At 72.8% G+C, this 23,538-nt stretch carries 18 protein-coding genes; 6 read left to right on the top strand and 12 right to left on the bottom strand.

What is annotated here, in order from left to right:
- Positions 1–36 precede the first annotated feature (36 nt).
- Positions 37–4,524: a protein kinase domain-containing protein gene (locus O0S08_RS07515; RefSeq protein ID WP_269038340.1), complete on the top strand. Its 4,488-nt coding sequence runs from the start codon at positions 37–39 to the stop codon at positions 4,522–4,524.
- 132 nt (positions 4,525–4,656) lie between these two features.
- On the opposite strand, the gene O0S08_RS07510 is transcribed toward O0S08_RS07515, so the two are convergent.
- The 3 genes from O0S08_RS07510 to O0S08_RS07500 are packed head-to-tail and all read right to left on the bottom strand — an operon-like array spanning position 4,657 to position 6,946.
- Entirely contained in the window at positions 4,657–5,919 is a 1,263-nt protein-coding gene (locus tag O0S08_RS07510; RefSeq protein WP_269038339.1) for a S41 family peptidase, read from the bottom strand.
- 60 nt (positions 5,920–5,979) lie between these two features.
- The gene (locus O0S08_RS07505; RefSeq protein ID WP_269038338.1) at positions 5,980–6,402 is read right to left on the bottom strand and encodes an anti-sigma factor family protein; all 423 of its coding nucleotides are present in this window, start codon (positions 6,400–6,402) and stop codon (positions 5,980–5,982) included.
- Positions 6,392–6,946 (bottom strand): RNA polymerase sigma factor, encoded by a 555-nt coding sequence (locus O0S08_RS07500; RefSeq protein ID WP_269038337.1) that lies wholly within the window; start codon positions 6,944–6,946, stop codon positions 6,392–6,394. Before O0S08_RS07500 ends, O0S08_RS07505 begins: the two co-directional genes overlap by 11 nt.
- Before the next feature lie 135 nt (positions 6,947–7,081).
- On the opposite strand from O0S08_RS07500, the gene O0S08_RS07495 reads away from it, so the two are divergent.
- Positions 7,082–8,080: a hypothetical protein gene (locus tag O0S08_RS07495; RefSeq protein ID WP_269038336.1), complete on the top strand. Its 999-nt coding sequence runs from the start codon at positions 7,082–7,084 to the stop codon at positions 8,078–8,080.
- Position 8,081: 1 nt separating this feature from the next.
- A complete protein-coding gene (locus O0S08_RS07490) occupies positions 8,082–8,531 on the top strand; it encodes a hypothetical protein (protein ID WP_269038335.1) in 450 nt (149 codons plus the stop codon).
- 60 nt (positions 8,532–8,591) lie between these two features.
- On the opposite strand, the gene O0S08_RS07485 is transcribed toward O0S08_RS07490, so the two are convergent.
- The 7 genes from O0S08_RS07485 to O0S08_RS07455 all read right to left on the bottom strand — a co-directional run bounded on the left by O0S08_RS07485 (position 8,592) and on the right by O0S08_RS07455 (position 15,685).
- Positions 8,592–8,897 carry a hypothetical protein gene (locus O0S08_RS07485; protein ID WP_269038334.1) on the bottom strand — a complete coding sequence of 102 codons (306 nt, stop codon included), beginning with the start codon at positions 8,895–8,897 and terminating at the stop codon, positions 8,592–8,594.
- A 6-nt stretch (positions 8,898–8,903) separates the two neighbouring features.
- Positions 8,904–10,955, bottom strand: a complete 2,052-nt coding sequence (locus tag O0S08_RS07480; RefSeq protein ID WP_269038333.1) for an MYXO-CTERM sorting domain-containing protein — start codon at positions 10,953–10,955, stop codon at positions 8,904–8,906.
- Between the two features lie 106 nt (positions 10,956–11,061).
- Positions 11,062–12,750 carry a metallophosphoesterase gene (locus O0S08_RS07475; protein WP_269038332.1) on the bottom strand — a complete coding sequence of 563 codons (1,689 nt, stop codon included), beginning with the start codon at positions 12,748–12,750 and terminating at the stop codon, positions 11,062–11,064.
- A gap of 115 nt (positions 12,751–12,865) precedes the next feature.
- Positions 12,866–13,429, bottom strand: coding sequence for a superoxide dismutase family protein (locus O0S08_RS07470; protein ID WP_269038331.1), 564 nt, complete (start codon positions 13,427–13,429; stop codon positions 12,866–12,868).
- A 386-nt stretch (positions 13,430–13,815) separates the two neighbouring features.
- Complete coding sequence (locus O0S08_RS07465; protein WP_269038330.1) at positions 13,816–14,319, bottom strand: cupin domain-containing protein; 504 nt, start codon at positions 14,317–14,319, stop codon at positions 13,816–13,818.
- 330 nt (positions 14,320–14,649) lie between these two features.
- Positions 14,650–14,877 carry a hypothetical protein gene (locus O0S08_RS07460; protein ID WP_269038329.1) on the bottom strand — a complete coding sequence of 76 codons (228 nt, stop codon included), beginning with the start codon at positions 14,875–14,877 and terminating at the stop codon, positions 14,650–14,652.
- Positions 14,878–14,962: 85 nt separating this feature from the next.
- Entirely contained in the window at positions 14,963–15,685 is a 723-nt protein-coding gene (locus O0S08_RS07455; protein ID WP_269038328.1) for a hypothetical protein, read from the bottom strand.
- Positions 15,686–16,013: 328 nt separating this feature from the next.
- Between O0S08_RS07455 and O0S08_RS07450 the strand changes: the two genes are divergently transcribed.
- Positions 16,014–17,399, top strand: a complete 1,386-nt coding sequence (locus O0S08_RS07450; RefSeq protein WP_269038327.1) for a sensor histidine kinase — start codon at positions 16,014–16,016, stop codon at positions 17,397–17,399.
- 41 nt (positions 17,400–17,440) lie between these two features.
- On the opposite strand, the gene O0S08_RS07445 is transcribed toward O0S08_RS07450, so the two are convergent.
- Positions 17,441–17,953, bottom strand: a complete 513-nt coding sequence (locus tag O0S08_RS07445; RefSeq protein WP_269038326.1) for a hypothetical protein — start codon at positions 17,951–17,953, stop codon at positions 17,441–17,443.
- A gap of 58 nt (positions 17,954–18,011) precedes the next feature.
- Positions 18,012–19,016, bottom strand: coding sequence for an ABC transporter substrate-binding protein (locus O0S08_RS07440; RefSeq protein WP_269038325.1), 1,005 nt, complete (start codon positions 19,014–19,016; stop codon positions 18,012–18,014).
- A gap of 103 nt (positions 19,017–19,119) precedes the next feature.
- Here O0S08_RS07440 and O0S08_RS07435 point away from each other — a divergent pair, with 103 nt between their 5' ends.
- The gene (locus O0S08_RS07435; protein ID WP_269038324.1) at positions 19,120–20,364 is read left to right on the top strand and encodes a porin; all 1,245 of its coding nucleotides are present in this window, start codon (positions 19,120–19,122) and stop codon (positions 20,362–20,364) included.
- 166 nt (positions 20,365–20,530) lie between these two features.
- Positions 20,531–23,500, top strand: coding sequence for a serine/threonine-protein kinase (locus O0S08_RS07430; protein WP_269038323.1), 2,970 nt, complete (start codon positions 20,531–20,533; stop codon positions 23,498–23,500).
- Positions 23,501–23,538: the final 38 nt, after the last annotated feature.

Below are 23,538 nucleotides of genomic sequence, written 5' to 3'. Positions count from 1 at the left end.
TCCGAGAACCACAACCGAGGCTGGCATACTGGCGGCGTGTCGGTCTCCGAGACGCAGGCGCGGAGCGCCAGGGCGACCGCGATCACCGTCGAACAGAGCGGGGCCGGCGTGTCGTCGCCGCCGCCCTCGTCGACGCCGGCGGAGACCCTCGAGGCGACGCACGACGACCTGGCGCGGCACACCCGGCTGGATCGGGTCCGCACCGCCGAGGCCGACGCGCCCGAGGATCGGCTGGGGCGCTACCGGCTGCTGCGCGTGCTCGGCGAGGGCGGGATGGGCGTCGTCTACGTCGCCTACGACGAGCTGCTCGACCGCCGCGTGGCGATCAAGCGCGTCCGCACCGACTCGCGCGGCAGCAACGCCCACGGGCGGATCCTCCACGAGGCCAAGGCGCTGGCCCAGCTGTCCCACCCCAACGTCGTCCAGCTGTTCGAGGTCAGCGCGTCGGCCGGGCGGATCTTCATCGCCATGGAGTACGTGGCGGGCAGCACCCTGCGCGCGTGGACGGCCCGCTGGCGGGCCGGCGGCGGATCGCAGCGTGAACTTTTGGACATGTATGTCCAGTCAGGTCGTGGCCTCGCCGCCGCGCACGCGCAGGGCCTGGTCCACCGCGACTTCAAGCCCGAGAACGTGCTGGTCGGCGACGACGGCCGCGCGCGGGTGGTCGACTTCGGCCTGGTCACCTGGGGCGACCTCGACGACGAGCCCACGCCCGACGACACCACCGACCTGCGCGGCACCCAGGTGCGGCTGACCGCGGCCGGCGTGATCCTCGGGACGCCGGCGTACATGTCCCCCGAGCAATTCGCCGACCGCCTCGCCGACCCGCGCTCCGACCAGTTCAGCTTCTGCGCCGCGCTCTACGAGGCGCTGTGCGACGCGCGGCCGTTCGCCGGCGACAGCTTCGCCGAGCTGCACCAGGCGGTCCTCGCCGGCGCCCTGCGCGAGCCGGGCGAACGCGTGCCGCCGTGGCTGTGGGCGGTGCTCCGCCGCGGCCTGTCGCGGCGCCCCGAGGACCGCTTCCCGACGATGGGCGAGCTGCTCGACCGCCTCGCCAGCGACCCGCTGGCGGCGCGACGCCAGCGGCTCCGCGTCGCCGGCCTCGCCCTCGCCAGCGCGCTCGCGTCGGTGCTGTTCGTGCTGCTGGCGGTCGAGCTGCGCGAGCAGTGGCTGCGCCGCGAGGTCGAGCAGGCCGCCGATCGCTCGCTGGCGGCGACCGAGGCGCGGATCGCCGAGGCGCGGGCCGCCGGTGATTCGGCCGCGACCGCGCGCGCGTTCGAGGCGTTCGTCGCCGACCCGCGCCACGACGGCACCCCGGCGCTCGCGCGGGCGTGGCTGCACGAGGCGGTGCGCCGGCGCGACGACGGCGACGGCGACGCCGCGCGCACCGCCTTCGCGTCCGCCTACGTGCGGGCAGTCGCGCCCGACGAGCAGCTCGCGGCGCTCGTCGGCCTGGCGCAGCTGTTCCGCGCGCGGCTCGAGTGGGACGCGCTCGCCAGCCTGTTCCGCCAGCTCGACCGCGAGCACCCGGGCGCCGCGCCGGAGCTCGCGCCGCTGCGCCGCGACGTCGCGTTGGGCCGGCGCGACTTCGCGGCCGCGCGCGCCGAGCTGACCCACGGCGGGCCGGCCAGCGTGCGTGCTTTGGCCGGCGCGCTCGTCGGCGCCAGCGCGACGACCTACCGCGACGTCGAGCGCGTGTACGTCGAGGCCGAGCGCGTGGTGCTGACGTCGCTGCACGACGACCCCCAGGTTATCCACATCGCCGCGCGCGCCCCCGGTCTGCCGCCGCTGCGCGCCCTGCCGGCCCCGGCGGGCACCAAGACGCTCCAGGTCGCCCCGGGCGAGCCGCTGTTCGCCGTCGGCCGCAGCCGCGCCAGCGATGATCCCACCACGCTCTACCGCGCCGACCCGGACGGCCTTGTGCCCTTGCTGACCTGGGAAGACAACATCCCCACCGCCATGACCGCCGCCGACCTCGACGGCGACGGCGTCCGCGAGCTGTACCTCGGGACAGGTGCCGGGCGCGAGCTGATCACGCTGACCCCGGGGGCCGACGGCCGGTGGGAGCGCCGCGTCGTCTACTCTGCCACCGACACCCTCGAATCGATCCCGAGCGGGCTCGCCCCGGTCGACCTCGACGGCGACGGTCGGCTCGAGCTCGCGGCGAGCTTCAGCAGCTGGCGCGCCTACGACGTCCGCCTGCTCCGGCTCGATGGCGCGACGCAGACGCTGCGGACCGTCGCCCGCGACAAGCTCGGCATGGTCCTCGGCATCACGCCGCTGCGCGGCCCAGGCGGCGCGCCGCGGATGGTCGCCCACAACGCGCACGCCGACGCCAGCGCTCTGGTGTTCCCGCCCGACCGCCCGTACGGCGACCCCGCCGGCGTGTACATCTACGCCCAGGAGGGTGACCGCCTGGTCCGGCGCGACCAGCTCGCGCACCCGCTGCCGGCCGGGGCCTTCCGCTTCGACTCGTGGCCGCCGAAGGTCGGCGACGCCAACGGCGACGGCCGCGACGACATCGCCCTCGAGTTCGCGCGAGACGGCCGCACGCACACCCTGTTGTACCTGCAAGAGGAGGACGGCGAGTTCACGCCGGTGCTGCTCGGCGCGCTGCAGGTCCTCGCGTTCGCCCAGCTCGACGACGACCCCGCCGACGAGCTGATCGCCAACGTCGCCGAGTCGGGGGGCGGCACGCGGTTGTGGGTCGTCGGCGCCGGCGACGAGACGCTCGCGCCGCTCCCCGACCCGCCCGCCCCGCCGGACGAGCCGGGGCTCGACGACCCGGCCTGGAACCGCACGTGGCGCCACGCCAAGACCCTGCAGGGCCTCGGCCTGCGCGACGACGCGGCCAGCGAATTCGCCGACCTCGGCCCCCGCGCCTCGCGGCCCGGCTCGCGCGCCGCCGCGTACTACACCGCCGCGGTGCTGCGCGAGCGCTCCGGCCGCGAACGCGAGGCCCTGGCGCTGTACAGCAACGCCGCCCAGTCGCCCGAGCTCGCCGCCGACGCGCTGCAGGGGGCGATGCGGACCCAGCTGCGCCTCGGCGACTATGAGGGCGCGCAGCAGACCCTGGCTGAGCTGCAGCGCCTGCCCGCGCAGGGCGGCGACGTCCGCCGGGCGCTGGCGCAGCGCTGGGCCCCGCTCGTCGCCGTCGGCCGCGAGCGCGTCGACCTCGACTTCGACCGCCCGCTCGCCCCCGCGTGGACCCTCGACCAACCGCTCGGCCTGCGCCACCGCCCCGGCGCGCGCAGCCTGGCGATCGCCACCGACACCGAAGGCTCGCTCGCGCGGCTGCCGGTCGCATGGAAGGGCGAGATGATCGAGCTCGCCGCCGACCTCACCGTCCACGAGACCGAGTGGGGCAGCGGCCTCGAGATCGCGCTGGTCCCGGAGGACGACGCGGCGACCGGCACGCCGACGGTGTGGCTCGGCGCGCACACGATGGGCACCAGCCGCGGCGGCGTCGAGGTCGCGCGGGTGTTCATGTGCGGCCTCGGCGATCGGCGCCTGAGCGACTTCCAGCAGCCTCCGCTCGCGCCGCGCAGCACGGCAGTCAGCACCCGCCTGACCATGCGTGTGTCGGTGATCCCGGCCCTCGGCGAGGTCGCGTGCGAGCTGACGCTCCCCGACGGCACCTCCCGCACCCTGCGCGAACCACTGGCGGGCGAGCTCCTGCCCGCGGGCCGCCATCGCCTGGTCCTGCGCACGCACAACGAGGAGTCGTCGTGGCTGACCGGCGAGGTGCACCGCGTGACCCTGCGCGGCTTCGAGGCCGTGGACGAAGCGCCGGCCGACCCGGCGCGCGCGAGCCTGACGAGCGCGCTCGTCCGCGGCGACCCGGTCGAGGCGCTGGCGAGCTTCGAGCAGCTCGGCCCGCTCGCGCCGCCCGAGCAGGTCTGGCGGGCCCACGCGCTGCTGCAGGTCGGTCGCGTCGCCGAGGCGCGCACGCTGCTCGCGGCGCTGCTCGCCGCCCCCGGACCCGTCGAGCCGGCGCTGCGGACCTCCCTGCGCGCGCAGCCCGAGCTGCTCGGCCCGTTGCTGCGCGAGCTCGACCCGGAGCGCTACCTCGCGGCCAACCACGCGCTGTGGCGCAACACCGCCCTCAACCACCTCGCCGACCCGCGGGCCCGAGACGCGCTCCTCGCCGTGCTCGGCAGCTTCGACGCCGAGCCGTGGCTGCGCCCGGCCCAGCCGCCCGACAGCCGCGCCCGCGCCTGCGACCTGCTGACCTGGCGCGCCCGCGCGTACCTGCGGGCCGGCGAACCGACGCACGCCCGCGCCGATCTCGAGCGCGCGCTGAGCCTCGCCGCCGACCTCGCCCCGGACACGCCGCAAGCCGCGGAGCGCTGGCTGCTGTGGCTCGACCTCGCGTCGCTCGCCGCCGCGGCCGGCGACCCCGCGCAGGCCCGCGACGCGATCGACCGGGCGCTCGCCGAGAGCGAGATGCCGCTGCTCGTCGGCGACGTCGTCCGCGCCCGCCCCGAGCTCCACGCGCTCGCCCGCGAGAGCGCCAGCGAGTAGCTCCTCGATCCGACCCGCCAGCGCCGCTCGGCCGCGAGCGACCGCCGGCGAGTCGTACCTGAATCATGGAACATGGCGAAAAGAGCATGCCCTCTCGAGCATGATCTTCACGACATGTTCAGTAGGACAGCCTCAGTTCGCCTGGTCTTCGAGCCAGGTCTTCGCCACCGCCAGGGCCGCGTCGGCCTCGGCGGGCACCGCCTCGAGCGGATCGGGCTGGGCGTCGGCGGCGACGGGCACCGGCAGGTGGGGCTTGACCCCGCGGCCGGGCAGCGGCTCGCCGCCGGCGCCGACGAAGCGGCCGGTGCTGAGCTTGATCGCCCAGCCGTTGCCGAGCTCGTGGATGCTCTCGATCGTGCCCTTGCCGAACGTCGGCGCGCCGATCAGCGTCGCGCGCTTGTGGGTCGCCAGCGCGTCGGCCAGGATCTCCGCGCCCGAGGCCGTATCGGGGCCGATCAGCGCCACCAGCGGCAGGTCCTTCCAGCGCCCGTCGCCCTTCGCCACCGCGGCCTTGCCCGGCTCGTCGCGCCCGGTCGTGGTCACGATCGCCTGGCCGTCGCGCAGCAGCGAGCCGGTGACCGCGATCGCCGCGTCGAGCAGGCCGCCCGGGCACGCGCGCAGGTCGAGCACCAGCGCCTCGGCGCCCTGGGTCTGCAGCGCCGCGACGGCGGCGTCGAACTCGGCCGGCGTCGTCTCGGCGAACCCGCGCAGGCGCAGGTAGCCGAGCTTGTCGCCGAGGAGCTTCGACTCGACGTTCGAGATCGCCACGGTCTGGCGCACCAGCTTCTCGTGCCACTCCTCGGTGTCGCGCTGGACGAACATATCGACGCCGGTCCCGGCGACGCCGCGGATCTTGTCGACGATCTCGACCATCGGCTTGCCCTTCACGCGCACGCCGTCGATCTCGAGGATCCGGTCGCCGCGCTGCAGCCCCGCCGTCGCCGCCGGCCCGCCGGAGATGACGTCGCGGATGACCAGGATCCCGGCGACCTGCTCGATCATCACGCCGACGCCGACGATCGTCCCGCCGGTGTCGTGCAGCAGCTCGGACAACTCGCGCGGCGACATCAGCTCGTTGATCGGGTAGGCCGCGGGCTGCCCGAGCCGCGCCAGCATGCCCTCGACGGCGCCGGTGTAGAGGACGGCCGGCTCGATCGACGTATCGACGTAGTGCTCGGCGATCAGCTGACGCGCCCTGGCGAACGCCTTCTCCGCGTCGGGCATCGCCTCGGTCCGGTGCTTCGCCGGCGTCTTCGCCTCCGCCGGCGCCGAAGTCGGGGCCTCCGCCAGCACCGGCACGTCGACGTTGGCCTCCTCGTTCGCCGCGGCGGCGTCGTCAGTCGCGGGGTCGCAGGCGAACAGGGCCAGGGTGAGCAGCGAGAGCGTCTTGCGCATTTTACATGTCTCCAGGGTCAGGTGTTCACAACGAGATCGGGCTCGAGAAATCAGCGATCATCAGAGGATCGGCCGGTGGATCAGCGGCGGCGCGGCGGCGTCGTATCCGCGGACCCGCGGCGAAGTCGCCGCCGCCGGGTCGTCGCGCCCCGACTCGCGCACCAGCCACAGCGCCGCCGGGATCGCCAGCGCCGCCACCAGCGCGTAGGCCGGCACCGGGCGGCGCACCAGCGCCAGGCCGCGCCGCCACCAGCTCGGGCGGAATTCGCGTTCGACCTCGGCGCGCAGGCGCTGGCGCACCGCGACCGGCGGCGCCTCGTGGGCGGCCTGCAGCGCCCCGTCGAGGTCGGCGCGCAGGCGGCAGTAGGCCACGGCGCAACCTGCACAATCGGCCAGGTGCCGCGTCACCGCGCGGCGCGGCTCGGGCGCCAGCTCGTCGTAGGCGTAGTCGATCAGCGACGCGTCGCACTCTTCACAATTCATCGGCGGAGCCTCCGTCGGTCAGCAGGCGGCGGAACGCCTGGGTGGCGGCGTGCAGCCGCGATTTGATGGTCCCCTCGGCGACCCCCATGAGGCCGGCGATCTCGCGGTAGCTGAGCTCGCCGAGCTGCTTGAGCAGGATGAGCTGGCGCTGCGCCTCGGGCAGCGCGGCCATGGCCGCCTGCACGCGGGCGGCGTCGCCGAGGCGCGCGTCGGGCTGGGCCGCCGCGGCCGGCCGCAGCTGGGCCTCGGCCCGCTCGCGCAACTCGGCGTGGCTGCGTTCGCTGCGCTGGGCCATGAGGCAGGCGTTGCGGGCCACCGCGAACAGCCACGGCGCGAACCGCCCGCGCGTGGGGTCGTAGCTGCGATCGCGCAGCACCTTCAAAAAGATGTCCTGGAACAGGTCGTCGGCGACTGCGGACTCGCCGACGATCCGGCGGATGTAGCCGTAGAGGCGCCGCTCGTAGCGAACATAGAGGTGGTCGAAGGCCGCCAGCTCCCCGCCGCGCAGCGCGACCACGAGCTCTTCGTCCGGGACCTCGGCCATCCTCGTCGCCAGGTATGCCCGAGCCGGTCGATTCGTTCGCCGGTTCGCCACGGTCGCCGTCGATTTCGGGTGCGAGATCGCACGACCCCGTTCACCTCCGCGCGGCCGCCGGCGCTCCTGATACTGTCGCCCGCGATGCCCGCCCCCGCGCTCGCCCGCCTGCTCCCCCTGTCGTTCGTGGCGCTCGTCCTGGCCTGCGGCGGCGGCAGCGGAGCCACGACCACCGAGTCGACGACGACCGCAGACCCCAGCTCGAACACGACGCAGGACACGACCTCGACGTCGCCCTCGACCTCGACCGATCCGACGACCTCGACCTCGACCGACACGACGACCTCGACCGGCGAGCCCACCGACACCGGCGTCGGCCCGACGAGCACCACCACCACCACCGGCGACCTCACCACCGACGACCTCTCGACCACCACCACGTCGACGTCGACCTCGACCGGCGACACCTCGAGCGGTTCGACCACCGACGACACCTCGACCACCACCACGTCGACCGGCGACACCACCACCGGCGATGCGGACGGGCTCGGCGTGCTCTCCGGCGATTGTGGGCTCATCGACCTGATGGAGCTCGAATCACCGGACCCGTTCGTGTTCACCGGCGCGATCGACTTCGGCGTGCTCGGCTACGACTACGACCTGCTGACCCCCGGCGGCCAGCAGCTCTACGACGAGGGCAACCTCAACCCCGGCTCGCTGTACTCGGAGATCGTCGCCTACGAGGTGCTCGCGCGCTGCGAGGCGGCCGCGCTGCTCAAGACCGAGGGGACGATCGTCTACACCAACCCGATGGGCAAGAAGACCGACTTCCTGGCCGAGATCGACGGGCTCAAGATCGGGGTCAGCGTCGTGCGGGCGGTCGGCTTCCCCAAGGACGCGCCGTGGACGGTCGCCCAGGCCGAGACGATCCTCGAGGGCAAGCTGTCCGACATCCTCGTCAGCAGCGCCAACGTCGCCCCCGAGGACAAGTGGGTCAAGCAGATCCTGAGCGTCGTCGCCTATGGACCCATGCACAAGGAGAGCCTGCTGACCGCGTACGCGGGGCTCGACCCGGCCGTCAAGGCCGACACCCTCCTCGTCATCACAGTCACCGACGGCGACGACGCCTTCATCTACAACTGACATGACCTCGCGCGCCGAGCAGCACACCGCCCGCGCCCTGCGGCGCCTGCTCGCCGCGAACCCTGGTCCCGGCGAGTACCCCCATTCGCCCGCGCTGCAGGAGCTCCTGGACGGCCTGGAATACCTGCTCCCCGAGCTCCTCGCCGACTGTCATGATTGGCCCCCGTACCTCGCGCTCGACGGGGTCCTGTGCCCGCAGTACCGGGTGCTCGATCCCTGGAGGATTCGTCTGCGAGGTCGGGCCATTCTCCTCGGCGGTCCGCACGACCAGCGAGTCGCTCCGGTGCAGGTCCAGCTGCGGCTCGCCGCGCAGGTCGACGCGCTCGCGGGGTTCGTCGTCAAACTCGGCGAGCGCGACCGCGACGGCCGGCTGCGCAGCGATCCTCTCCACACTCCTGCCCCCGACCCATCCGCCGTCGACTGGGCGTTTCAGGCCGTGCGCAGGCCTTAAAAAAACGATGACGCGGGCCGGGGTCCGGCGCCCGCGTCATCGTCGATCGCGTGAAGCGGATCAGGCTCGGGCCGCGAAGCGGCGGATCTCCTCGCGGAACCACGAGTCGGCCTCGTCGGTCCACTTGTAGTTCTCGCGGATGTACGCCATCGTCTCCTTCTCGATGTCGGTGTACTTGCCGCCGTCGGTGACGGCGCCGATCAGGCGCTGCGCGTCGGCGAGCGAGATCCGGCCGTCGCCCTTGCCGGCGGTGGTCTCCTCGGCGATCTCGAGCATCTGCTTGTCGAACTTCTTACCGTCGATGATCTTGTAGTAGCTGTCGGACATGGTCGCCGGGACGATACCGAACATGGGCGGTCGTTGCATCGCCGCTCATCGCCGGCGACGACGCGCGAATGCGAGCAGCGCCAGCAGCATGAAGGCCGGCGGGGACTCGGTCCCACGGCAGCCGCAACCCTCGTTCGCGCCGTCCGAGCCCGCCGAATCGCTGTCCGAGCCGCTCTCTGTCACAGCCCCGCCGGTCGCGTCGCCGCCGGTCGCGTCGTCGCCCGAGGTCGGGCTCGTGGTCGGTCCCGAGTCCCCGCCGGTCGGGTCGGGTCCGCCGGTGGGATCGCTACCGGTCGTCGGGCCGTCGCTCGTCGGGCCCGCCGTCGTGTCGGGGCCGTCGGTCGTGTCCCCGTCGGTCGTCTCGCCGCTCGTGTCGCCGCCCGAATCACCGCAGGCCGGCGGCGGCGTGGCCTCGTCGACGCCCTCGGGGCGCGGGCCGTAGTGCGGCGCCTCGCAGCCGGCCTCGAGCGCGCCGAGGTCGGGCGCGGCGCCGAGGAAGCCGCCGAAGCCGGTCAGCGGCGCGCCGGCGTCGACCGCGAGTGAACTTTGGGACAGGCTCACGTCGACCTCGTCGACGACCGGCATGTAGCTGGCGGGCGCGACGTAGCCGCTGGCGAAGATGTCCTCGGTGAGCAGCGTGCCGTGGGCCTCGAACACCCCCGCGGCCTGCATCGCCGCGAAGTCGGGCCAGTCGCCGGCGCCCTCGAAGCGGAACTCGCCGTCGGGCCAGTAGCCGTTGTAGTCGATCACCGCGTTGTCGATCGGCATGCCGAGCAGCACCGTCTCGCCGCTCTCCGGCTCGGCGCGGGTGACGTAGAGGTTGTTGAGCAGCCGGAAGTCGCGGGCGGTGTCGGTGGTCTGGACCTGGTTGGCGCGGTTCGGGCTGACGAAGGTGTTGTGGAGGATGACCGCGCCGACGGTCTCGCCGGTGTCGCTGTTGGCGTGCAGCTTGGTCTGCTCGTCCTTGACGTTGACGACGACGTTGCGGATCGCGTACGCCGGGCCGCCGAAGATCGGCTGGAAGCTGAGCGGCGCGTACGAGTTGAGCAGCAGGTTGCGCATCGCCCGGGTGTTGCCCGTCGAGCCGTCGAGCTCGATCGCGTTGTCGTAGGCCGAGCGGGTGATGTTGCCGTAGATGTCGATCGCCCGCGCGCCGTCCTGCGCCGTCTTGATCACGTCGCCCCAGCCGGTAAGCTCGTTGTGACAGACGACGTGGCCGAAGCCCTGGACGACGATGCCGTCGACGTTGGCGTTGACGCCGCCGTCGTCGGAGTAGACGTTGGGCCACGACAGCGGGCCGACCAGGGTGTTGTCGCAGAGGTAGAAGTCGAGCTGGTCCTCGCGCGCGCCGATGCCGAGGTTCACCTCCTCGACGTGGACGCGGCGGACCACGTTGCCCTCGGCGCCGGCGGTCTGGAAGCGGATCGCCCGGTTGGCGTTGCGGATCGTCATGCGCTCGACGTGGACGTGGCTGCCGTAGACCTCGAGGATGTTGCCGCCGGCGCCCTCGCCGTCGAGGATCGTGCCGGCGGTGCTGGCGCCGCGGACGACGATCGGGTCCTCGGCGGTGCCGCTGCTGTCGATCGACCAGGTGCCATGATATGTCCCTTCGGCCAGCTCGATGACGTCGCCGGGCTCGGCCGCGCCGAGGGCGTCGCCGAGCTCGCCGGCGTCGCCGACCGGAATGACGTTGGGCGCGGCCGGGTCGCCGGGCACCGGCCGCGTGGTCGCGGTCACCGTCCACGTCTCGTCGAGGCCGTCGGGGTCGTGCGCGTGCAGCTCGAGCTCGTAGGTGGTGTCCGGCCGCAGGTCGAACACGCTGCCCGCGAACTGCTGCGGCACCTGCATGTTCACGACCTCGGGCCGCACGCGATAAAGCGGCGCCCCCACCTGCCAGTCGGCCGCGCCCATCACCCGGTAGCGCAGGTCGATCGCCGCGTCGCGGTCGTCGTCGTCGCTGATGAGCACCTGCACGCCGAGAGTCACCACCGTCGGCCGGTCGAGCACCGTCTCGACGATCACCAGGTCGTCGGCCGCGAGCGCGGGCGCGGCCGTCATCGCCAGCGCAGAGGCAGTCAAGAGCGGAATCGTACGCATGCCCCGGCAGCGTAGACAAAAACCGCGGGCGGTTGCGCTCGGGGCCAGGCGCCGGCCGCGTGGGTAAGGCCGGGGCCTGCGAGCGCTCGCGCCGGGGCGCGAGTCATCACTCGACGTCGAGCTCGATCGTGTACTGCTGATCGCTGCCGAGCAGGTAGCGGTCGAACAGCGGCGAGTAGCTGCGCACGTGCATCGTCTTGCCGTCGGGCAGCAGCTCGAGCAGGCGCAGGTAGCCCTCGCCGCCGAGCTCGCGCATCTGATAGTTGGCCAGCATCTGGTGCACCACGTTGCCGCGGTCGGTGATGCTCTCGAGGTAGCCGGTGCCGTCGCCGAGCACGTGGCCGTTGAGGGTGAACACGAAGCGGTGGCGGCGGATCAGCTTCTGCCACAGCTCCTCGCCGTCGTTGACCCCGCCGGGCGTGTCGTACTCGTGCGGGTTGAAGTCCTGCGGGAAAGAGGTGTCCTTGTGGTCGTAGCGGCGGTCGTTGTTGTTGAGGTACGCGTGGGTGATGAAGATCCCGAGGCGGTCGGGGTGCTGCTCCATCACCGAGTTGGCCCAGTCGATCACCGCGTCGCGCGGACCCCACTCGAGCATGACTGCGATCCAGTCGTGGCCGCCGGCCGAGAACAAATGATAGGTGTTGTCGAGCTTGCCCTGCTCGTAGGCGCCGCCGAAGCTGGGGTTCAGCGCGGCGTCGTCGAAGTCGAACCATTCGTTCATCTTGGTGTCGCGGGTCGACGCGTCGCCCGACGGGCCGTAGTCGTGGTTGCCGGGCACGATCCCGTACGGCACGATCCCGTCGAGGAGGCTCATCGAGCCGCTGGCGCGCCGCCACTCGAGCTCGGTGTTGTTGTTGACGATGTCGCCGAGGTGGAACGCGTAGGCGATGTTCAGCGCCTCGGCGTTGCGGGCGATCCACGACGTCTGGGCGTCGAACACCCCGGGGTAGCGCAGCGAGTAGACCTGGGTGTCGGGCAGCACCGCGAACACCGTCGAGCCGGCGGTGAACGGCAGCGACTGCGGCGGCGGGGTCGGCTTGATCGGCGTCGTCTGGCGCACGCACACGCCCTCGACGTGGGCGGACAGGTTGGCGAAGAAGTGGGTGATGAACGCCTCCTGCTGCAGGTCCGAGCCGGGCGGCGCGTCGAGCGGCAGGCTCGCCAGGACGATCCGCCCCTGCCCGTACGCGCCCTCGAGCAGCGCCGCGTTCGAGCCGTCGCCCGCGCCCGCCAGCACCACCTCGAAGCCGCCCTGCTCGACGAACGCGTCGCGCCCGAGCTCGCCGCGCCAGGCCAGCCGGCCGCCGTCGATCTCGATGTCCGCGAGCAGCGGATGGTCGGGGTCCAGCACCTCGAGCTCGACCAGCCTGGCCGCCCCGCGCCGCGCAGTGTGGGTCGTCGGCAAGAACGGCGGCACCGCCTCGGCGTCGGTCGACTGCGCCAGCTCGAGCACGACGTTGGCCTCGTCGACGAAGAAGTACAGGTCGTCGGCGTAGCTCTGCATGTACTCGGCGTATTCGGGCAGCTCGCTGGCGCCCGAGCCGAGCACGATCAGACCGTCGAGGCCCCAGGGCGACCGGTCGAGCGGCAGCGGGTCGACGGTGAAGCCGGCCGCCTCGAGACGGGCGCTCAGCGCCTCGTGGTCGGGGGCCATCACCCACGCCCGGGGCTCACCGTTGCCGCAGGGCACGTCCCCGGCGTTGGCGAGCTCCGGCGGCATCTCCGCGTGACAGGCCGCAGAGAGGACGTATCCGCCGAGGAAGATGCACGCGCGCGCGCTCCGCCGGAATGCCATGCACGCAGCGTATCAAGGGCGTGCATCAGCCCGGCGGAGCCGCGGCAATTTTTCGGCCGCGATTGTCACGACCACGTCGCAAGGTTACGCGCCGGCTCGCGGTCCGACCTTGCGACTACGGAAGGATCGGCAGCGTCGTCCCCGACAGCGCGCGAATGACCCCACACGCCAGCCGCCCCCCGGAGTTGCCGGACGGATCGGTCATCAGGTCGTCCTGATCGGCGTGCACCACCACCGAGCGGCCGAGGATCCCGCGCGGCCCGGTGTCGAGCGTGACCGCGTCGGTCCCCATCGCAATCGCGGCCCGCCCCCCGGCGTCGGCCATGACGTTCCCCAGGTCGCCGAGGTGGTGCTCGGGCCCCTCCGGCCCGCCGTGGCGCTTGTTCTCGGGGTTGAAATGCGGCCCGGCGCTGCTGCCGTCGGCCGCCGAACAGTCGCCGAATTCGTGAATGTGGAACCCATGCAGTCCGGGCGTGAGGCCCTGGATCATCGCGCGCACCCGCAGACGATTGCCCATGACCCGGGTGAACTGCACGGTCCCCCGCACCCCGCTATGCGCGAGCGGCTCCAGGCTCGCGATCGCCGCCCCCACGTCGCCGCTGGACGAGGAAAAACAGGCGAGCGGCCCCAGGCACGACAATAGCGACAGCGCGAGCGCGGACGAGGTCAGGTGGCGCATGTGTGGACTCCTCGATCGGCAAGCGTGGGCCAACCCCCGACACCGGCAACCAGCGCGCCCGACGACAGTTCGGCAAGATGGGCCGCCCGCTCGCCTCGACACCGTCGATTCCTGTAGAGCCCGTCAGATCGAGGGCAGCGGCAGATCCGCGGGTCCGAACGCGGCGGGATCGATCTCCGCCGCGCCGAGCCTGCCGGCGCGGCGCCCGGCGCCGGCGAGGCCGCTCGCCCGGCCGCCGCGCTCGCGATGCCCCGGCCGCCGACGACCGCGCCGCTGCGAGGGACATGTCCGATCGAACATGCGCAACTCCGGCGCCCGCCACGCCGGAGTCATCTCACCTGAAATGCACATACCCGATCGGCCATGCGCGCTCGAGCCCGCCGCACCTACGGCTCTTGTTCGTGCGCCGCGATCAGCTCGAAGATCTTCGGCGGCTCGGGCTCGCCGTCCATGTAAGCCGCCTGGCGGAGGTAGCCGACCTGCTTGAGCCCGCGGACCATGACCTTGCCGCTGTCGGGGTAGACGCAGACCTCGTGCGGATCGTTGGGCCCGATCGCCAGGTACACCAGATCTTCGTCGTACGGATTGGCGAGCTGGTGGGCCACGCCCGTGCCCGCCGGGCACGAGATGCAGTCGCCCGCGCCGACGTCGTGCAGCGCGTCGCCGTAGCGCAGCACCCCGCGGCCCGAGAGGATGTAGAACACCTCGTCCTCGCGCAGGTGGTAATGGAACGGGCAGGCGGTGTGCCCCTTGGGCAGCCGCGTCAGATTGAGGCCGAGCGCCCCGGGCCGCGACAGCGCGGGCGTGAGCGGCTTCCACGGGGCGATGCCCGCCGACCCCTGCTCGGCGACATCGGCGACATTGACGATATTGGCAGGACGCTCGGACATCGCGGATGAAGGTACGCGGACGCGATCGCGCGCGCAAGCCCGCCGCAGCCGGTCGCCGCCCTTGCGCCGACCCTGGTCCTGCGGCACCCTTCTTTGAGTCTCGGCGCAAATCGAGGTCTGAATCGACCCGCGGCAGTCGCGTGAATCAGAACGAGCTCTATACAAAAGTTCTCCGGGATGTCGGCGTCACCGAGCTCGCCTCCGCGGCGCGCTGTGGTTCGCGGTGATTCTGCACACCCACCGAATCGTGCTTCGCCCCGAGCTCGAGCTCGATGAATGTCGAGACGACGAGGAGCCGGGCCCGATCTCCTTGCTGCCGATCTCTGTCTCTCACACCGCCGAGGTCCTCGCGCCGCTCTGGCCCGAGACGGACGAGCGAGGCAGCAGGAGCTCCTGGCACTCCCTGTACTTGAAAGCCGCGCCGTACGAGGTCCTCGCGGAGCTCCCCCGGCCCTGCGCCACCGGGCGGACGAAGCGCGACGACGGATCGAGGCGCACCGATACGTGGCCGAGTTGATCGAAGATTAGCAGCTTGCAGTCGAATGTCTCGAAGGACATGTTTTCATGAACCACCAAATCTCGACCCGGGCGGACGGCCAGGACGTGAACGACAGAATGCTCGCCCGTCGCGGCCCGAGCTGCGTCACCCGATCAGCTCGCCCCAGAACGGAATCGCGGAGGTGCCGACGCGCGTCCGGGGCGGCACGTACTTGACGTCGATCAGGTCGTGCAGCTCGTGAAGGAGGTAATCGCGGAGGTCCACGCCGTAGACGATGATGTCGCTCTGATGCACCGACAGCACCACCGTCGGGCCTTCGGCGAGCACGTAGCGATGGCCGAAGAGCGGCAGCAGCCGCGGCGCGCCGGCCACCAGCGCCTCCACGCGGGCGCGGCGCTGCTCCTCGTCGCCGGGCCGCGGGCCCCAGCTGTCGCGCCACAGCGTGTTCTCCTCGACATCGAAGACCAGCCCATCGATCACCTGGGCGAACACCGCGCGGATCACCGCCTCGTCGCGCTGCCAGTGATAGAAGCCGGGCGATGGGTCCGCGACCATGCGGTCGTCGTCGGCGAACCCCGCGCAGTACATCCACGGCTCGGTCGCGTGGAGCACCTGCAGGAACAGGCGATGCGCGGCGGGAAAGCGGACGTCGAACCGCGCCTCGATCTCCCGCAGCTCGGCGTCGGACAGCCCGCCCGACCACCGCGTCCCGCGGCGAAAGTCGCAGCCGCCCGCGCCGTTCCGCTCAAAGTCCGCGAGCGTCGGCTCCTCGATGTGCCTCCACGCTTCCTCGGTCGCGGCGCCCAGCCACTTTAAAAAAGTTTCGCCGAACTCACCCGGCACTTTCTTCGAGGGACGCTTCGACATGCGCTACCGCAGCGTATCACGCATCGATCGCCGCGGCTTCACTCCGCAGCGCTTGGTCGAGACGCCGCTCGATCGGCTCGCACGCGAACGCTCCTGCGGGAGGACGACGTGAAGCTGACGGCGGAGGGATGACGGGCCTGCGCGCCCCGTCGGCGAGGATGTCCTTTCAGCCATGTCATCCGCTCCTCGGAGCCTTCCCGCCACGAGTTCGTCGCCGCCCGCGCCACCGCCCGCTGCGGGCCCGCCAGCGGCCGCTGCACGGCCCTCGTACCCCACAAGCCGCCGTGCGCGGCGCCCGACCGCGCTGCGCCTTCATCCTCAGCTCGCCATGTCGACGGGCCGGGGCATCCGCCTGCGCACGCTCTCGTGGGCCGTCACGGTCGTGCTCATCCTCGTCGCGCTGGCGGTCTCGGCGGCGCTGGTGCTGCTGACGAATTACATTCATCAGACCAATGACAGCCTGGCGGCCTCGGTGGAGAGCGTGCGGCTGACGCGGGAGATCGAGCTCACCCTCGACCTGCTGGCGCACGTCGGTCCGGACGACCTGACCGCTCGCCACCTGCGCGGCGACCTGCGCGAGCTGTTGCAGGAGGCCGGGCACCACGTCACCACCTCGCACGAGGCCGCGACTTTGGTCGAGGCGGCCGCGCGCATCGATCTGTACCTCAACGCCGGCCGCGACCAGCTCGTCGCCCCCGGCGAGCTGACGCGCCTGCGGGCCGCCGCGCTCGACGCCACCGATCGGTTCGTCGCCGTCAACGTCGCCCAGTCGCTGGCCGCCCGCGAGCAGGCTGACCATTGGGACAGGCTCGCCAACATCATCGGCCTGGCCGCCGGCGCCTTCCTGCTGCTCGCGGCGGGCCTTCTGGCCTGGTGGCTGCGCGCGCGCGCGTTCCAGCCGCTGATCGGCCTGGCCGCCACCATGGAGGCGTTCGCCCGCGGCCGCCGGGACGCCCGCGCCGCCGAGGTCGGCCCGTACGAGCTGCGCGAGATCGCCGGCCGCTTCAACGCCATGGCCGACACGCTCGCGGCCCAGCGCGCCGCGCAGATGACCTTCCTCGGCGGCGTCGCCCACGACCTCAAGAACCCGCTCGCCGCGCTGCGCCTGGCCCTCGCCTCGCAGGCCCGCGACCCCGAGTCTGCCAGCCGCGCGCGCCGCACCCTCGACATCGTCGCGCGGCAGACCACCCACCTCGAGCGCATGGTCGGCGACTTCCTCGACATCGCCCGCATCGAGGCCGGCAGGCTCGAGCTGCGGCCGGTCGACTGCGACCTGCGCGAGCTGGTGCGCGAGTCGGCGGCGCTGTTCGACGGCTATCCGCGCCACCAGCTGGCCGTCGACGCGCCGGCCGGGCCGGTCGAGCTCCGCTGCGATCCGCTGCGGGTGACCCAGATCGTCGTCAACCTGATCAGCAACGCGGTCAAGTACTCGCCCGAGGGCGGCCCGGTCGAGATCGCAGTCAGCGCCACGGAGGACGTCGCCACCGTCGCCGTCCGCGATCACGGCGTCGGCATGAGCGAGGCCGAGGTGCGGCGGATCTTCGAGCCCTTCTCGCGCGTGGGCCTGTCGCGCGACGCCATCCCCGGGGTCGGCCTCGGCCTCCACGTGCTGCTGCAGCTGGTCCAGGCCCACGGCGGCACCGTCGACGTCGACAGCGCCCCCGGCCGCGGCTCGACCTTCCGCGTCCACCTGCCGCGCCGCGGGCCCGGGTGAGCGCCCCCGGCGATCGCATCACTCGATGCGATCCCTCGCTGTCACTTCTTCGGGGCCGGCTCGATCTCGGCGCTGGTCGTGCGCGCCAGAGTGCCCGTGGTGCAGGTCAGCGGGACCTCCGGGAAGTGGAACACCCCCGCGTAACCGCGCTCCTTGGCCGTCGCGTCGTCGACCGCCTTGAGCGTGCCGTGGTAGACCGTCTGCTGGCCGCGGCACACCTCGGGCACCTTGCTCGCGGTCAGCTCCTTGCCCCCGTTCTGCGACGGCGTCGGGTCGCCGGCCTCGCCCACCGGGCAGGAAAGGATCGCCAGCACCATCTCGCTGGTGGGCGCCGAGTCCAGGACGCCGAGGCCGAGGCCCCCCCGCTCGCCGGACAGCGGCCCCTCGCCCCAGCTGTCGCCGGCCTTGTAGACCCAGCGGAGCTGCTCGGCGAAGCTGCCCCGCAGCTGCCCCTCGGGGACCTTGCAGTAGGGCACGTCGATCACCTTGTACGATTGCGACGGGCCGCAGGCGACGACGAGCGACGACACGAGCAGGAGGACGCCTTGACGCATGGGGAGGACGTCTAGCACCGGCGCGCGGGCCGCCGCAATGCTCCGCGAAACCGCGCCGTCAGGTCTTGGCCGACTCGGTGAGCAGGTCGGGGGCGAACAGCTGCTGCAGGTCGGCGCCCTCGAGCTTGACGAAGCCGAGCTTCTGCGCGTCCTCGGCGCTGCGGATCAGGGCCGACTGCACCGGGTCCGACGTGAACTCGAGGTTCTGCCACGCGCGGTCGATGGTGGCCGCGGCCAGGGCCTTCCCGGTGACCTTCTTGATCGCCGCGTTGGCGACCTCCTTGGCCTCGCTCGCGTGCTCCGCGATCCACTTGTTGGCGGCCTCGTGGCCGCGCAGCAGCGCCAGGATCGTCGCTCGGCGGGCCTCTAGCTGGCCCTTGCGGGCCAGCAGGACCGTGGTGGTGTAGCGGCGGTCGGGCCACAGGTCGCGCTCGTCGACCAGGACCTTGCCGCCGCCCTCGAGGATGAGGCGGGTCGCCCACGGCTCGGGGACCCAAGCTCCGGCGATCTCGCCCGACTGGAAGCTCTCGAGCGTCTGTGCGTTCTCCTGCGGGGTGACGCTGACGTCGCCGCCGCCGAACTCGTCGATCTTGAAGCCCTGGCCGAAGAGCCATGTCCGAAGGGCCACGTCCTGGGTCCCGCCGAGCTGCGGCGTGCTGACCTTCTTGCCGCGCAGGTCGTCCGGGCCGGCGACCTCGGGGCGGACGACGAAGAACGCCCCGCCCGTGGCCGCGCCGGCGATCACCTTCACCTCGCCCTTCGACTTGACGTAGGCGTTGACGGCCGGGTTGGGGCCGACGTACGTCGCGTCGAGCGCCCCCGACAGCAGCGCCTCGATGGCCGCCGGGCCGGCGTTGAAGGTGAACGTCTCGAGCGCGGTGCCCTGGCCCGCCAGCGCCTCGCGGAACAGCCCGCGCTCGACCCCGACCAGCGCCGTCCCGTGGGTGATGTTGGGGAAGTAGCCGAGCCGCAGCGCCCCGGTATTCTCGTCGGGCGGGCGACACGCGCCCACGAGGGCGAGGGCGGGGAGGCTGGCGACGAAGCGGCGACGAGACAGCGTCATGGCGGAGAGATGTTTACCATAGTAGATCTTCTCCAGCATACTGAACTTTCCGCTCTGGCCCTCCTGGCCGCTCCTGCGCTACCTCTCGCCCTGCGCGCCCCCCATGCTCCATCTGCTCCTGTTCGCCGCGCTCGCGCCGGCGCCGACCCCGCCCGAACCTCCGCAGACCGACCCCGCCCGCTTCTACCCGCCCAGGCGGGAGCACCTGCTGCTGGCGCCGGCCCCGGTGGGCGACGGACCGCTCAAGTTCACCCCGGGCAAGGGCCTCGAGGTCAAGAGCAAGGACGGCCGCTACGCCCTGTCGCTCAGCCTGCGGACCGGCTTCCTGTACAGCGGCCGGCGCCAGGCCGGGGCGCCGTACGACCACGCGTTCGAGATCCGTCGCCTGCGCCTGGTGCTGTCCGGCAACGTGTTCTCGAAGCACCTCAAGTACTTCGTGCAGCTGGCCCTGGCCCCGCGCGAGCTCAACTTCGTCGACGGGGTCGCGCGCTCGGGGCCGCTGCTCGACAACTACGTGGTGTTCGACCGCCTGCGCGACGCCAACCTGCGCGTCGGCCTCTACCGGGTCATGTACACCCGCGAGCGCAACATCGCCGACATCAACCCGCTGCTCATCGACCGCTCGCTGGCCAACGCCGAGTTCAACGTCGACCGCGACATCGGCCTCGACGTCCGCTCCGAGGACGTCGGCGGCCTCGGCAAGCTGCGCTACTACGCCGGCGTCTTCATGGGCGACGGTCGCGACCAGAACCGCTTCAGCGACCCCGGCCTGATGTACACCGCGCGCGTCGACTTCCTGCCGTTCGGCCTGTTCGACGACTACGAGGCCAGCGACCAGGCCCGCCTGCGCAAGCCGAGGCTCAGCCTCGGCTTCGCCTACGCCTATAACGACCGCGCCCGCAACAACCGCGGCGTCCTCGGCAGCCCGCCGCTCGACGGCGGCACCACCAACTATCAGAACCTCACCACCGACATGATGTTCAAGTGGGCCGGCTTCAGCCTCGAGGCCGCCTACCTGTGGCGCGACGGCCGGCGCAACCCCGGCCACGCGCTCGACGACATGGGTGTCGCGATCCCCGTCGAGGCCGCGCGCAACGGCCACGGCTGGATGGCCCAGGCCGCGTTCCTCATCCCGCGGACCGGCCTCGAGCCGGCCCTGCGGACCAGCGGGATCCGCGGACTCGGCGTCACCTCGATGCCGGACCGCAACGAGCTCGGCGGCGGCCTCAATTATTACTTCGCCGGCCACAACCTGAAGCTGCAGCTCGACTGGTTCCGCACCTGGGACCGCGGCGCCGTCGATCTGGCCGGCGACCTGGTCCGCCTGCAATTCCAGGTCGCGCTGTGAACCGCCGCGAGCCCGCGGAGCCGCTGCCGACGTCCGCCCGCCGGAACGCTGTCAGATTATCCGTCGGGCGTCGACGCACCTTGCAAGGCCAGGGTTCTTGCTCATTACCCACGTCGTGCAGTCGGTGCCGGGTGACCGGTCATTCGTAGCTCCTGTCCCTGAGGACATGTCGCAAAAGACTGCCCGCTCGGACGAACGTCCGAGCCCCGCGGCCGTCGGCCCGCGCGACCCCACCCTGGTCGCGACTCTGGAGACGCCCTGCCCGGGTCACTCGCCCCGGCCGCACGACCCGACCCTCGTCGCCACCCTGGAGACGCCGCGCCGGCGCGGCCGCCCGTCCTGGCCGCACGACCCGACCCTCGTCGCCACTCTGGATGTGCCCCGCCGCCGCCGCGAGCCCTGGCCGCCGAGCGAGGCGACGCCCGCCGGCGAGAGCCGCTACGTGTTCGGCGAGGTGTTCGCGGCCGGCGGCCTCGGCGTGGTCCGGCGCGCCCACGATCGCCGCCTCGGCCGCGTGGTCGCGATCAAGGAGCTGATGCGCGACAGCCCCGACGCCCAGCGCCGCTTCGCCCGCGAGGCCGCGATCACGGCCCGGCTGCAGCACCCGAGCATCGTCCCCCTGTACGACCTCGGCCGGCGGCTCACCGGCGAGCCGTTCTACTGCATGAAGCTGGTCGACGGCGCCAGCCTCGACGCGAAGATCCAGCAGGCCCCCGACCTCGGCGAGCGCCTGCGCCTGGTCGAGCACGTGATCGCGGTGGCCGACGCGATCGCCTACGCCCACGACCAGCACGTCATCCACCGCGACCTCAAGCCGGCCAACGTCCTCATCGGCCGCTTCGGCGAGACCGTGGTCATCGACTGGGGCCTGGCGAAGGACCTCACCCGGCGCCGCCACAGCACCGAGGTCGATCAGACCACCCGCTCGGGCGAGCGCAGCCGCCTCGACGAGGACCTCACCGAGGTCGGGACGATCGTCGGCACGCTGCGCTACATGCCGCCCGAGCAGGCCCGCGGCGAGCCGGTCGACGCCCGCGGCGACATCTACTCCCTCGGCGCGCTGCTGTACCACGTGCTCGCCGGGCGCCCGCCGTTCGCCGAGGCCACCGGCCCGGTGCTGGCGGCCCGGGTGATGGCGGCCGACCTCGAAGACCTGCGCGAGCTGGTGCCCGGGGTCCCGCGCGAGCTGGCGGCGATCGCCCAGCGAGCCACCGCGGCCCGCCCCGAGCTGCGCTACCCCACCGCCGCCGGCTTCGCCGAGGACCTGCGCCGCTTCCAGGCCGGCCGCATGGTCTCGGCCCACAGCTACACCCTGGCCGAGCGGTTCCAGCGGTGGATGAAGCGCCAGCGGATCCTGCTGGCGTTCGCCGGCCTCGCCGGGGCGGCCAGCTTCTTCGCCTTCAAGGCCCACGAGGCCCGCCTCGACCCCTGCAGCGGCGGCGCGGCCGAGATCGCCGCCGCGTGGGACGGGCCGCGGCGGCGGGCCGCGGAGGCCAACTTCGTCGCCGCCGGCCCGGCGTTCGCCGCCGAGGTGTGGCCGCGCGTGGCCGCCTCCCTCGACACCTACGCGACCGACTGGGCCGCGCAGCACCACGAGGCCTGCCTGACCCACCGCCGCGGCGAACAGTCCGATCATTTGTTCGACCGCCGCATGGCCTGCCTGTCCGGGCGCAAGGCCGCCCTCGCCGAGGCGGCCACCCTGCTCGGCGAGCGCGACCCCGAGGTCTCCCTCCACGCGCTCGAGCTGGTCGGCGGCCTGCCGGCCCTGGGCCGCTGCAGCGACGTCGCCGCCCTCGACGCCGCCGTCCCGCCGCCCGCCGACCCCGCGGCCGCCGCCCGCGTCGCCGCCGTGCGCGACGGCCTGGTCAAGGTCGCCGCCCTCGACCGCGTGGCCCGCCCGACGGCCGCGCTCGAGCTGGCCGATCAGCTGGTGCGCGAGGCCGAGGCGATCGGCGACCCGCCGACCCTGGCCGAGGCCCTGCTGCGGCGCGGCGAGCTGCGCCTGCACGACGACGCCGACGACGCCGCCATCCGCCTGCGGCTCGCCGAGGTCACCGCAGTGCGCGCCGGCGCCGACGAGATCGCCGCCGAGGCCGCCGCGCTGCTCGTGTTCGTGCGCGGGCGCCAGGCCGGCGGCACCGAGCGCGGGCTGGTCGAGCTGCCGATCGCCGAGGCCCTGGTCGACCGCCTGGGGCCGCACGACCGCCTGCGCGGCCTCCTCCTCAACAACGCCGCGGTGCTCGCCCGCTCGGCCGGCGACCTCGAGCGGGCCCGCCGGCTGCTCGACGAGGCGCTGCAGCTGCAGCAGGCCGCGCCCGGGCCGGCGCGGATCGAGGTGGCGTACACGCTGACCAACCTCGCCATGCTGATCGAGGAGCCCGGTCCGCGCGAGGCGGCGCTGCGCGAGGCGCTGGCGATCCTCGAGCGCGAGCTCGGGCCGGCCCACGCGCGGACGATCGAGCTGCGGGTGCTGGTCAGCGTCTACACCCTCGACCCCCGGGTCGCGCACGCCCTGCTGCGGCCCGGGTGCGACGCGCTCGAGCGGTTCTCGCCCGGCGCCTCGCCGGCGCGGGCCCGCTGCCTGGCTCACCTGGCCCATCACGCCGACGAGGCCGGCGACCACGAGGCCGCCACCGCCCTGCGCGTCCGCACCCTCGGCCTCCTCGACCCGCGCTCCCCTCTGGTCGAGGACATCGTCCTGCGGGCCCACCTCGACCTCGTCCGCGGCGCCCACGACGACGCGGTCGTCCGCCTGCGCGGCGTCCTGCTGACCGAGCTCGCCGGCGACGCCTGGTGGGTGCGCGAGCGCCGGGCCGACGTGCAGTTGCTCCTCGGCCTCCACTTGCGCGCCCGCGGGGACATCCCCGCCGCCCGCACCGCCCTGCAGAGCGCGATCGACGACTTCGTCGCGGTCGCCGCCACCACCAGCAGCGTCGTCAGCGACCAGCAGCTGGCGCGCGCCCGCGTGGCCCACGCCGAGCTGGCGATCGCCGAACCGCTCGACCCTCCGTGGCAGGCTCAAGCGCTGCACGACCTGGACGAGGCCGACCGCTGGTACGCGGCGGCCGGCGAGGCCTACGCGTGGCGCCGGCACCAGCTGCGCGCGCTCCGACAGCGCTTGACCGGCGCCGGCTGAGATCGCCCGCGGACGTCGATCGAACCCGCGAACCCTCC

The organism is Nannocystis punicea (assembly GCF_026965555.1).
GTDB classification, from domain to species: Bacteria; Myxococcota_A; Polyangia; order Nannocystales; family Nannocystaceae; genus Nannocystis; species Nannocystis punicea.
This window is presented reverse-complemented; position numbering and strand designations above follow the sequence as displayed.